The organism is Streptomyces sp. NPDC002265 (assembly GCF_040296125.1).
Classification (GTDB): Bacteria; Actinomycetota; Actinomycetes; order Streptomycetales; family Streptomycetaceae; genus Streptomyces.
Genome location: NZ_JBEOWS010000324.1, coordinates 1 through 11,119 on the forward strand (window position 1 = coordinate 1; position 11,119 = coordinate 11,119).

The 11,119-nt window shown below is 72.8% G+C and carries 10 protein-coding genes; 6 read left to right on the forward strand and 4 right to left on the reverse strand.

Annotated elements, in window-relative coordinates:
• Positions 1-82: 82 nt before the first annotated feature.
• The 3 genes from ABT085_RS37115 to ABT085_RS37125 all read right to left on the reverse strand — a co-directional run bounded on the left by ABT085_RS37115 (position 83) and on the right by ABT085_RS37125 (position 3,703).
• Positions 83-1,255: a glycosyltransferase family 4 protein gene (locus tag ABT085_RS37115; protein WP_351618486.1), complete on the reverse strand. Its 1,173-nt coding sequence runs from the start codon at positions 1,253-1,255 to the stop codon at positions 83-85.
• A 314-nt stretch (positions 1,256-1,569) separates the two neighbouring features.
• Entirely contained in the window at positions 1,570-2,988 is a 1,419-nt protein-coding gene (locus ABT085_RS37120) for a HEAT repeat domain-containing protein (protein WP_351618489.1), read from the reverse strand.
• A gap of 322 nt (positions 2,989-3,310) precedes the next feature.
• Positions 3,311-3,703 (reverse strand): ankyrin repeat domain-containing protein, encoded by a 393-nt coding sequence (locus ABT085_RS37125; protein WP_351618492.1) that lies wholly within the window; start codon positions 3,701-3,703, stop codon positions 3,311-3,313.
• 349 nt (positions 3,704-4,052) lie between these two features.
• On the opposite strand from ABT085_RS37125, the gene ABT085_RS37130 reads away from it, so the two are divergent.
• Both ABT085_RS37130 and ABT085_RS37135 read left to right on the forward strand, forming a co-directional pair.
• Positions 4,053-4,247, forward strand: coding sequence for a hypothetical protein (locus ABT085_RS37130; RefSeq protein WP_152894702.1), 195 nt, complete (start codon positions 4,053-4,055; stop codon positions 4,245-4,247).
• Positions 4,248-4,278: 31 nt separating this feature from the next.
• A complete protein-coding gene (locus tag ABT085_RS37135) occupies positions 4,279-5,889 on the forward strand; it encodes a P-loop NTPase family protein (RefSeq protein WP_351618495.1) in 1,611 nt (536 codons plus the stop codon).
• A 56-nt stretch (positions 5,890-5,945) separates the two neighbouring features.
• Here the strand turns inward: ABT085_RS37135 and ABT085_RS37140 are convergent, their stop codons facing one another.
• Positions 5,946-7,445 carry an SCO1417 family PLP biosynthesis transcription factor gene (locus ABT085_RS37140; RefSeq protein WP_351618498.1) on the reverse strand — a complete coding sequence of 500 codons (1,500 nt, stop codon included), beginning with the start codon at positions 7,443-7,445 and terminating at the stop codon, positions 5,946-5,948.
• Between the two features lie 97 nt (positions 7,446-7,542).
• Here ABT085_RS37140 and yczE point away from each other — a divergent pair, with 97 nt between their 5' ends.
• The 4 genes from yczE (at position 7,543) to ABT085_RS37160 (ending at position 10,998) form a co-directional block, all read left to right on the forward strand.
• Positions 7,543-8,196, forward strand: coding sequence for a membrane protein YczE (gene yczE, locus ABT085_RS37145; RefSeq protein ID WP_351618501.1), 654 nt, complete (start codon positions 7,543-7,545; stop codon positions 8,194-8,196).
• On the forward strand, positions 8,193-8,960 hold the full coding sequence (locus ABT085_RS37150) for a glycerophosphodiester phosphodiesterase family protein (protein WP_351618504.1): 768 nt from the start codon (positions 8,193-8,195) through the stop codon (positions 8,958-8,960). Before yczE ends, ABT085_RS37150 begins: the two co-directional genes overlap by 4 nt.
• Positions 8,961-9,021: 61 nt before the next feature.
• Complete coding sequence (locus ABT085_RS37155) at positions 9,022-10,368, forward strand: MFS transporter (protein ID WP_351618506.1); 1,347 nt, start codon at positions 9,022-9,024, stop codon at positions 10,366-10,368.
• A gap of 255 nt (positions 10,369-10,623) precedes the next feature.
• Positions 10,624-10,998, forward strand: a complete 375-nt coding sequence (locus ABT085_RS37160; protein ID WP_152894188.1) for an RNA polymerase-binding protein RbpA — start codon at positions 10,624-10,626, stop codon at positions 10,996-10,998.
• Positions 10,999-11,119 lie beyond the last annotated feature (121 nt).

The following is an 11,119-nucleotide window of genomic DNA, read 5'->3' on the forward strand; positions in this document are numbered from 1 at the left end:
TGAACGTCATCTACGCCATGCTCCGCGACCGCCGCCCCTACGAAGACCGGCCTCAACTTCGTCTCGTGGCTTGACTTCAACATTAGGCAGCCACCACCGGCTTCCGCTTCCGCGCGGCCAGGACGTCCGCGTAGTGCCCGACGAGCAGGTCGCCGACGGCCGCCCAGGTGCGGCCCCCGACCGTGGCGTGTCCGGCGGCGCCGTAGGCGGCGCGCAGGGCGGGGTCGGCGGCCAGCGACGCCACCGCGTTCCGTACCGCGTCGGCGTCGCGCGGCGGCACCAGCAGCCCGGTGCGGCCGTGGTCGACCAGGTCCAGCGGACCGCCGGCCGCGGGCGCCACCACGGGCACACCGCTGGCCATGGCCTCCTGCACGGTCTGGCAGAAGGTCTCGAAGGGGCCGGTGTGCACGAAGACGTCCAGGGAGGCGAAGATCCGGGCGAGGTCGTGGCCGGTCCGTCGGCCCAGGAAGACCGCGCCGGGCAGCGCCTCGCCGAGGCTCGCCCGGCTGGGCCCGTCGCCGACCACCACGACCTTCACGCCGTCCAGGCCGCAGACGCCGGCCAGGAGCTCGACCTGTTTCTCGGGGGCGAGCCGTCCGACGTAGCCGACGATCAGCTCGCCGTTGGGGGCGAGTTCACGCCGCAGTTCCTCGTCGCGGTGCTCGGGGCGGAAGCGGTCGGTGTCCACACCGCGGGGCCACAGCTTGACCCGGGGCACGGCATGGGCCTCCAGGTCGCGCAGGGCCGCGCTGGACGGGGCGAGCGTGAGGTCGGCGGCGGCGTGCACGGAGCGTATGCGCCGCCAGGCCGCGGCCTCGCCCGCGCCCATGTACGTACGGGCGTACCCGGCGAGGTCGGTCTGGTAGACGGCCACGGCGGGCAGGCCCAGCCGGGCGGCGGCCGCCATGCCGCGGACACCGAGGACGAAGGGACTGGCCAGGTGCACGATGTCGGCGCGGTGCTCGCTGATGGCCGCGGCGACACGCCGGCTGGGGAGGGCCACGCGGACCTGGGGGTAGCCGGGGAGCGGTAGGGAAGGGACGCGGACGACGGGGCACGGCGCGTGGGCGTCGGGCCCGCTGCCGACGGCGGCTCCTGCCTGGTCGAGCGGGGCCGTGAACTTGGGGGAGGTGGCCGGAGCGACGACAACAGGAGCGTGACCGCGATCGACGAGGTGCCGGGCGGTCTGGAGCGCGCAGTGGGCCACGCCGTTCACATCGGGGGGAAAGGATTCGGTCACGATGACGACACGCATACGGGTGTTCTCGCCGTGCTGGACGTGGTCGCGACAACGTGGATCTTTCCGAACGAGGAACGTCCCATGAGCGTTGCGCTGCACACCCGAGCAGGCCAGGCCGCGTCCATGCGCACCTGGTCTGCGGGTCACCCGAAGTTCATACGACGTGCCGCGGCGCGCCGAGCGCCCGATCCGGTCCCGCCCGGGTCACCGCACCGGAACCGCCGCCCCGGTCCGGCCCGGGGGCACGACGCACACCGCCCCGGCCGAGGTGGCCGGGGCGGGTCGAGGGCCGGGGCGGGGCCGCCCGCGTCGGCGCGGACCCGGCCGGTTCACATCGTTGCGGCGTCCGGGCCGATGCGGCTGCGGACGGCTGTCTGGACCTCGTCCTCCTCGGCCGGGTCCGCGGCGAGCCGGCGCAGGCGCTCCACCACGCGCGCGTCACCCGTCTCGGCGTGCCGGGCGGCGACCTCGCGGGTGGACTCCTCGCAGTCCCAGAGGCACTCGACGGCGAATCCGACGGCGAAGGTCGGGTCGGTGGCGGCCAGCGCCCGTGCGCAGCGTCCCCGCAGATGGGACGAGGCCGTCTCGCGGTAGACGTGACGCAGGACGGGGGCCGCGCAGGCGATGCCGAGCCGCCCGGCGCCGTCGACGAGGGTCCACAGGGTCGGCGCGTCGGGGCCTTCCCCGCGTACGGCGTCGCGCAGGGCCCCGAGGACCAGGTCGCTGTCCTGGGCGCCGCCCCGGCAGGCGAGCACGCGCCCGGCGGCGGCACCGAGCGGATCCGGCCGGCGGGCCCAGCCGCGGGCGCGGTCGACGGTGGCGGCACCGCGCATGCGTTCAAAGGCGTCGACGGCGGCGTCGACGACGGTGGCGGAACCGGTGGCCACGGCCCCCTCGATCAGGTCGAGGGCGTCGGGATCGTCACGGTCGGCGAGATACCGCAACGCGGTGCAGCGGGCGCCGTCGTCGCCGTCCCGGGCGGCCTGGAGGATCTCCGGCCGGTCCTCGGGGCCGGCCACGGCCACCAGACAGCGGGCTGCGGGCACATGCAGGGCGGCGCCCCGTTCGATGCCCTGCTGGGCCCACTCGAAGACGGCGCGCACGCTCCATCCCGGCCGGGGGCCGCTCGGCCGCATCTGGCGTTGCCATCGGTCGAAGCAGCCGGCCTCGTGGGCGGCGCGCACCCGGGCGGAGACGTACTCACGCGGGTCCTCGGCCCACAGCCGCCAGGGCCGGGGCTCGAAGGCGTCGCGCACCACCGCGGCCAGCTCGGCCTCGCCCTCGACATCGGTGGCGAACCGCGCGAGGACGGGGGCGGCCAGGGCGCGCAGGCCGGCGTCGTCGTCGCGCAGGGCCAGCTCGTCCAGGGCCCAGGCCCAGTTGGAGCCGGAGGCCGCGTATCTGCGCAGCAGTTCGAGGGCGTCCCGCCGGCCGTAGGAGGCGAGATGACCGAGCACGGCGAGGGCCAGCCCGGTGCGTGACTCGCCGGTGTCGAAGGCGTCCTCGGCGTCGAAGAGATGGGCCTCGATCGCGCCGAGGTCGCCGTCGAGATCCAGGTGGAGTCGGGCGTAGTAGAGGGAGCGGTTCTCCACCTGCCAGTCGTGGCGGGGATCCCGCAGCACACAGTGGTTCAGGGCCGCGAGCGCTTCGGCGCGCGGGGCGGTGAGCGCGTGCAGTGTGCCGTCGCCGCGCCCCCGCTGGAGCAGGCCGAGCAGCGTACCGCTGGGCGCTATGACCGGATCGAACATGGGAAACAGCCTCACATCAAGCGTCGACGCAACCGGGGACGTGCATTACCTGGCCGCGTGACAACACGTCGGGGCGCCCGCCGCTTCCTGCTTGCTGTAGACCATTTTCCTCTGCCTCTCGTCGGTGGCCCATGCGGACCGCATCACGGCCCGCGCGGTGCGGCAACGTCTGCCCAGCCATCGCGTCCGTGAATCACGACGTCATGATGACTCGGCACTTCCGTCTGCCGCGACCGAAATATCCGGCGGCCCCGCTCCGCCTCCCCGTGTGGTGTGTCATGTCTGGTCAGGAAACCTGTCCCGGCTGCCCGAAGCAGCCGGTTCAGGTCAGACCGAACAGTTCCAGCAGCTCCGCTTTACCGAACATGCGCGCGGTGTCGACGGCGGACGGAGTACCGGCCGCCGGATCGGCGCCGGCCTCCAGGAGGACCTTGACGACCTCCGTCTCGCCCTTGAAGACGGCACCGGCGAGCGGGGTCTGCCCCCGGTCGTTGACCCGGTCGGCCTCCGCCCCACGGGCCAGCAGCGCGCGTACCGTCTGCGCGTGACCGTGGTAGGCGGCCAGCATGACCAGGCAGTCGCCGCGGTCGTTGGTGAGACCGGCCGGTACGCCCGCGTCGACGTACGCCACGAGGTCCTCGGTCCGGCCCTGCCGAGCCAGGTCGAAGATCCTGGTCGCCAGCTCCACGACCTCGGGGTCGGGGACATCGGTCATCGGCCTGACCGCCTCTCGCTACGGACGTCGGGGACTGGGGGACCCACGCGTCTGCGGGCCCACGGGACCCGGGGTCCCGCGGGGAGCAAGCCTACGGCCACGGGCGATGCGGCCGTACGGGTGATTCGCCAGCGTACTGGCTCGACGGAGACATGACCGGGCCCGTCGCGGCAAAGATCTCCGCAGGACCCGTTCGACGCAATCTTCCTGCTCAGGCGGCCCATCAGAGCTTCCGCCAGTCGGGGGAAATCGCTCAGATTTCACCCACTTGCACCTTTTATCCTATGGATACATCCTGTGATCCTGGAAGTACTCATGGTGACTGTCCCCACGAACCAGGAGAGCTCAAATGATCCTGTCCATCTCAGGTGTGGTCCTGCTCGGCATCGTCGTCTTCCTCTTCTTCCGCAAGGACGGTCTCAAGCCGTCGCACTGCCTGGCGTCCACCCTGTTCGGTTTCTACCTGGCGAGCACCGCCATCGCCCCGAGCATCAAGGCCGGCGGGGAGAGTCTGGCGAGCCTCCTCGGCGGCATCAAGTTCTGACCCCGTCCCCACCCACCTCCAGGAGACCGCAGTGGCCCGGCGCCCCCTCCCTCGCATTCTGAGCAACGGCAGCGCGCAGATCGCCCGGAGCCGGGAGCTGGCCCGGACGGCGGCGGACAGCGCCACCGATGTCCTGCATCCGCTGATCACGATCGCTCGTGGTCTGCGCCGACTGGCCTCGGCCGGGCGGCGCAAGGTGGCCGAGACTCCCAAGGACAAGCGGGGTCCCCTGCTGTTCATGGTGGCCTCGGCGATCCTGGTCGTGGTGCTCGTGCCCTACGGCCCACTGCTTGCCGCCGTCACACTCATGGCGGCGGCAGCCTGGCACGGCAGGGACCGCACCCCGCCGGAGCCCGACGGCCCCGACGAGACCCAGACGCAGCGCCTCCAGTCGCTGCACGAGGCCCTGGTCCCGTACTTCTCGGCCGCCAAGGACCCCGCGCCGCTGTACGCGCACGGCGGCGACTGGGAGAAGACCTTCCCGGCGTACGAGTTCGACGACGCGGGTCGCCTCACCCACCTGGTGATCCGCTATCCGGCCTACTTCACGGACGGCGAGGCCGCGTCGCGCACCCGGATCGAGAACCTGCTCACGGCCAAGTCGGGCCGCGGCCGCGAGTACCACTTCGGCTGGGACGAGGAGGGCAACCAGGTCACGGTCACGGCCCTCCCCCCGCTCCCCACCGACACCGCCGCCCAGCGCTTCGTCACGGCACCGGGCGAGACGGTGCTCGGCTTCACCGACCCCACCCAGATCCAGCGCACCCTGCCCCTGTCCTTCGGCGAGGAGCAGCGGGACGTCCCCCCGGTGGTCTGGCGCACCGGAATGCGCTCCACCGAACCGCATCTGCTGGCGGTGGGCCAGCCCGGCAGCGGCACCTCCACGCTGCTGCGCTCCATCGCGCTGCAAGCCCTTCAGCACGGTGACGTGCTGATCATCGAGGGCGGCGGCACCGGCGAGTACGCCTGTCTCACCGGCCGGGACGGAGTCCTGGCGGTCGAGTGCGCGCTGACCGGGGCCCTGGCCAGCCTGGAGTGGGCCGCCCACGAGACGGAACGCCGTCTGATCGCCGCCAACCGCGCCCGCCAGGAGGGCCACCCGCCGCCGGAGGACACCAGACGGCCGCTGTGGATCCTCCTCGACCGGCCCGGCGCGTTCACGCACCTCGCCGCCGCCGACGGCCGCACGGATCCCCAGTCGCTGCTCCAGGTACCTCTGCGGCACGGCCGCGCCGCCCATGTGACGGTGGTCGTGGCCGAACAGTTCGACGCCCTGGACACGCTCAGCGACGCGGTACGCCAGCACACCCGCGCCCGTGCGGTGCTCGGCCAGGTCACGGCGCAGCAGGTCGAGGCCGTCCTGGGCGCTCCCCCGCACACCACGCCCGCCGGCCATGTGCCGCCCGGGCGCGGGTACGCCCGGCTGGGCGTCGGCCCGGTGCACCGCCTCCAGGTCCCGGCGACGCCCGACCCCTACGACGAGGCGACCTCCGACGCGCACCGGCAGGCCGTGCAGGCGCTGCTTCCCCAGCGCTCGACGCCGGCGGACGCACAGCCGGGACAGCAGGAGCAGGAACAGGGCCCCGAGCGGGTGCCCACGGAGCCGGTGCCGGTGAAGGCGGTGGTGGTGGAGCAGGCCTGACCACGGCCGTACGCCCCCGCCCCCGCCCCTGGCCCTGCCCGATCTCGCCCCTGCCCCTACGCCACGAAGGTGCGAGGCGCCTCCGCCCCCGTGGTCCCGCCGCTCTCCACCAGCCGCGCGGCGGCCGCCAGTCGTGCCGCGGCCTCGTCCGCCACCGAGCCGCCCACGGTGAACGGCAGCCGCACATAGCCCTCGAAGGCCCCGTCCACGCCGAAGCGGGGCCCCGAGGGCACCCGCACCCCGACCCGCTCCCCCGCCTCGGCGAGCCGCGAGCCGGACAGTCCGCCCGCCCGCACCCACAGCGTGAGCCCGCCTCGGGGCACCTCGAACTCCCACGTCGGCAGCTCCCGCCGTACCGCCGCCACGAGCGCGTCGCGGTTGTCCCGGGCCTGGGTGCGCCGCAGCTGCACGGCCTGCTCCCAGCCACCGGTGCTGAACAGCCAGTTCACCGCGAGCTGCTCCAGCACGGGGGTGCCGAGGTCGGCGTACGCGCGGGCGGCGACCAGGCTGCGGATCACGTCCGGCGCCGCCCGGACCCAGCCGATGCGCATGCCCGCCCAGAAGGCCTTGCTGGCCGACCCCACGGTGATCACCGTGGATCCGGCCGGGTCGAAGCCGCACACCGGCCGGGGCATCTCGACGTCGTCGTCCAGCCAGAGTTCGCTCATGGTCTCGTCGCAGACGAGCACGGTGCCCGCCGAGCGCGCCGCCTCCACCAGCCGTCGCCGCTGGTCCTCGGCGGCCAGCGCACCGGTCGGGTTGTGGAAGTCGGCGACGATGTACGCCATCCGCGGCGCGGCCTCGCGCAGCACCTGACGCCAGCGCTCCAGGTCCCATCCGGCGAGCCCCTCGGCCATCGCCACGGGCACCAGCCGGGCACCCGCCTCCCGCATCAGCTGGAGGATGTTGGCGTACGACGGCGACTCGACCGCGATGCGCTCGCCACGGCCGGCGAAGAGATGGCAGATCGCGTCGATGGCGCCCATCGCGCCGGTCGTCACCATGATCTGTTCGGGCATGGTCGGGATCCCGCGCGCGGTGTACCGCTCGGCGATCATCGTGCGCAGCGCGGGCAGCCCGGCCGGGTAGTCGCCGTGCGTGTGGGCGTACGGCGGCAGTTCCTCCAGGGCGCCCTGCACCGCCCGGGTCAGCCACGGCTCCGGCGCGGGCAGCGCCGCGCAGCCGAGGTCGATCACCGAGCCCAGCGCCTCGGGCGGCAGGGGTTCAAGGCCGCGGGCCGGGAGCGGGTTCCCGGCCGGTACGGCCGTCCAGCTGCCGGCGCCGCGCCGGGACTCCAGGAAACCCTCGGTGCGCAGCGTCTCGAAGGCGGTGGCGACCGTGGTGCGGCTCACGGCCAGGGAGAGGGCCAGTTCGCGTTCGGCGGGCAGCCGGGCGGCGACCGGCACCCTGCCTTCGAGGACCAGCAGCCGGATCCCGTCGGCCAGCGCACGATAGGCGGGCGGGCGGCGGGTGCCGGGGCCCGCTGGGCGGTCCTGCTGCGACTTGAGCAGCCGGGCGAGCTGAGCGGCCCCCACCGCGGAAGTCCACTGCGTCATTTTCCCAGTCCACCTTCCTCGAATTGGCCATGGTTGACTCTGGTTTCCAAGCCACAGAGTGTCATGCGCCAGGCCACTTCCACCACAGGGAGCCCCCGTGTCCGCGTCACAGCCCCTCGCGCGACGGCTGATCCAGCTCTACGCCGGCCTTGTGCTGTACGGCGCGAGCTCCGCGCTGCTGGTGCGGGCGGACCTCGGCCTGGAGCCCTGGAACGTGCTGCACCAGGGGCTCGCCGAGCGCACCGGGCTGACGATCGGTGTGGTGTCGATCGTCGTGGGCGCGGCGGTGCTGCTGCTGTGGATACCGCTGCGGCAGCGCCCCGGCCTGGGCACAGTGTCCAACGTGTTCGTCGTCGGCCTGGCCATGGACGGCACGCTCACGCTGCTCCCCCAGGTCCACGGCCTCGCCGTCCGGGTGGCGCTGCTGCTGGCCGGCGTCCTTCTCAACGGCGTGGCCACCGGTCTCTACATCACCGCGAGCTTCGGAGCGGGCCCGCGCGACGGGCTGATGACCGGACTGCACCGCCGTACGGGCCGCTCGATCCGGCTGATGCGGACGGCCGTCGAGGTGGCGGTCGTCGTCACCGGGTTCTGCCTCGGCGGGACCGTCGGGGTCGGCACCGTGGTGTACGCCGTGTCGATCGGCCCGCTCGCCCAGCTCTTCCTGCGGGTGTTCGCCGCTCCGGCGGCATCCGGCAGCAGTCCGGTGGTTGCCGCCGGGACACCCGGGCGAGCGATACTGCGTCCGTGACCACGCACATACGCCATCCGTACCTCGATCACCCGGGCCCGATCGCCTTCGCCCACCGCGGCGGGGCCGGGGACGGCCTGGAGAACACCGTGGCGCAGTTCAGGCGCGCGGTCGAGACGGGCTACCGCTACATCGAGACGGACGTGCACGCCACCCGGGACGGCAGGCTCGTCGCCTTCCACGACTCGACGCTGGACCGGGTGACGGACGGCGCGGGCCGGATCGCGGACCTGCGCTGGGAGGACGTGAGCCACGCGCGCGTGGGCGGCAAGGAACCGGTGCCGCTGTTCGAGGAGCTCCTGGAGACGTTCCCCGAGGTGCGCTGGAACGTCGACATCAAGGCGGAGCCCGCGCTGCACCCGCTGCTGAACCTGATCGCCCGGACCGACGCCTGGGACCGGGTCTGCGTCGGCTCCTTCTCCGAGGCCCGCGTCGTGCGCGCGCAGCGGCTGGCCGGGCCCCGGCTGGCGACGTCGTACGGCACCCGCGGGGTGCTCAATCTGCGGCTGCGGTCCTGGGGGGTGCCGGTCGCGCTGCGCGACTCCGCGGTCGCGGCGCAGGTGCCCGAGACCCAGTCGGGCATCCAGGTGGTGGACCGGCGCTTCGTGCGCACGGCCCACGCGCGCGGGCTCCAGGTGCACGTGTGGACGATCAACGAGGCGGATCGGATGCACCGGCTCCTCGACCTGGGAGTCGATGGCATCATGACCGATCACATCGACACGTTGCGCAAGGTCATGGAGGACCGGGGCGTCTGGGTCTGAGCCCGGAAGCACCGGCCCCGCCCTTCGCACACCACCTCCAGCGGGGAAGCGAGGGGCGCGGGTGGGCATCGACACCGTGCGGACCACGACGGCCGACGAGACCGCCGACCGGCGGCGCGAGCAGCGCGGCTGGTACTTCTACGACTGGGCGTGCTCCGTCTACTCGACGAGCGTGCTCACCGTGTTCCTCGGCCCCTATCTGACCTCGGTCGCCAAGGCGGCCGCGGATGCCGACGGATACGTCCATCCGCTGGGTGTGCCGGTGCGCGCGGGCTCGTTCTTCGCCTACTCGGTGTCCCTGTCGGTGATCGTGGCCGTCGTGGTGATGCCGCTGGTCGGGGCCGCCGCCGACCGGACGGGCCGCAAGAAGCCCCTGCTGGGCGCGGCCGCCTATGTGGGGGCCGCGGCGACGACGGGCATGTTCCTCCTCGACGGCGACCGCTATCTGCTCGGCGGCGCCCTGCTGGTCGTCGCGAACGCCGCGCAGTCGGTGGCGATGATGCTCTACAACTCCTACCTGCCGCAGATCGCGCCGCCCGAGGAGCGCGACGCGGTCTCCTCCCGCGGCTGGGCCTTCGGGTACGCGGCCGGGGCCCTGGTCCTGGTGGCGAACCTGGTGCTGTACATGGCCCATGACTCCTTCGGCGTCTCGGAGACCATGGCCGTACGGATCTGCCTGGCGTCGGCGGGTCTGTGGTGGGGCGCGTTCACGCTGGTGCCGCTGCGGCGGCTGCGCGACCGGCGCTCGGCGACCCGGGAGGCCACGGCCCCCGGGCTGCGGCAGCTCGTGGCGACCGTGCGGGACATGCGCCGTCACCCGCTGACGCTGGCCTTCCTGCTCGCCTATCTCATCTACAACGACGGCATCCAGACGGTGATCTCGCAGGCCTCGGTGTACGGCTCCGAGGAGCTGGGGCTCGGTCAGTCCACACTGATCGGGGCCGTGCTGCTGGTCCAGGTGCTGGCGGTGGCGGGCGCGCTGGCGATGGGACGGCTGGCCCGGACGTACGGGGCCAAACGCACGATCCTCGGCTCGCTGGTGGCGTGGACGATCACCCTGGGCGCCGGCTACTTCCTGCCGGCCGGCGCGCCGGCCGGTTTCTTCGCCCTGGCGGCCGCGATCGGGCTGGTGCTCGGCGGCAGCCAGGCGCTCTCGCGCTCCCTGTTCTCCCATCTGGTCCCACCCGGCAAGGAGGCCGAGTACTTCTCGGCGTACGAGATGAGCGACCGGGGCATGAGCTGGTTGGGCCCCCTGCTGTTCGGGATCACCTACCAGCTGACCGGAAGCTACCGGGACGCGATCATCTCGCTGGTGATCTTCTTCGTCGTGGGGTTCGCACTGCTCGCGCGGGTCCCGGTCCGGCAGGCGATCGGCGACGCGGGCAATCCCGTACCGGCGAAGATTTAGCGCTCAGGGCGAAAGGGCGGTAGTGTACGCGTTTGGCCTGCCAGACGTACCGTTACTGCGCGTCAAAGATGCCGAAACGCTGTGTGACATCTGCTAGCAGATGTGACAAACCGGGCGCTGGTGGGTACAACAAGGGGCGGCTACGACGGCGACGCATGACCCGGAACGGGAATCTTTACCGCCGACCGGACGTTGACCGGATGACGACGACAGCGACACCTGTCCTGTGGGCGACAAGCCCGGGAGGCACGATTCATGAGTGAGCGAGCTCTTCGCGGCACGCGCCTCGTGGTGACCAGCTACGAGACGGACCGCGGCATCGACCTGGCCCCGCGCCAGGCCGTGGAGTACGCATGCGAGAAGGGACATCGCTTCGAGATGCCCTTCTCGGTCGAGGCGGAGATCCCGCCGGAGTGGGAGTGCAAGGTCTGCGGGGCCACGTCACTCCTGGTGGACGGCGACGGCCCTGAGGAGAAGAAGGCCAAGCCCGCGCGTACCCACTGGGACATGCTGATGGAGCGGCGCACCCGCGAGGAGCTCGAAGAGGTCCTCGAGGAGCGTCTGGCAGTTCTGCGGTCCGGGGCGATGAACCTGGCGGTCCATCCCCGCGACAGCCGCAAGTCCGCCTGATCCCCGCGGGATCCGAGCGGCACACAGCGCACCACGTACAAGACCGCGGGGGGGGGTCCGGGGTTTCGGGTGGGGGCCCGCCGGGGTGGTGGGGAGCGGGGGGGCCCCCCACCCCCGCCGC

Bases quoted from the DNA above. Each gene is read 5' to 3' on its own strand.
- ABT085_RS37115 (WP_351618486.1), bottom strand. From the start codon at position 1,255: ATGCGTGTCGTCATCGTGACCGAATCCTTTCCCCCCGATGTGAACGGC.
- ABT085_RS37140 (WP_351618498.1), bottom strand. From the start codon at position 7,445: ATGACGCAGTGGACTTCCGCGGTGGGGGCCGCTCAGCTCGCCCGGCTG.
- ABT085_RS37120 (WP_351618489.1), bottom strand. From the start codon at position 2,988: ATGTTCGATCCGGTCATAGCGCCCAGCGGTACGCTGCTCGGCCTGCTC.
- ABT085_RS37130 (WP_152894702.1), top strand. From the start codon at position 4,053: ATGATCCTGTCCATCTCAGGTGTGGTCCTGCTCGGCATCGTCGTCTTC.
- ABT085_RS37125 (WP_351618492.1), bottom strand. From the start codon at position 3,703: ATGACCGATGTCCCCGACCCCGAGGTCGTGGAGCTGGCGACCAGGATC.
- ABT085_RS37160 (WP_152894188.1), top strand. From the start codon at position 10,624: ATGAGTGAGCGAGCTCTTCGCGGCACGCGCCTCGTGGTGACCAGCTAC.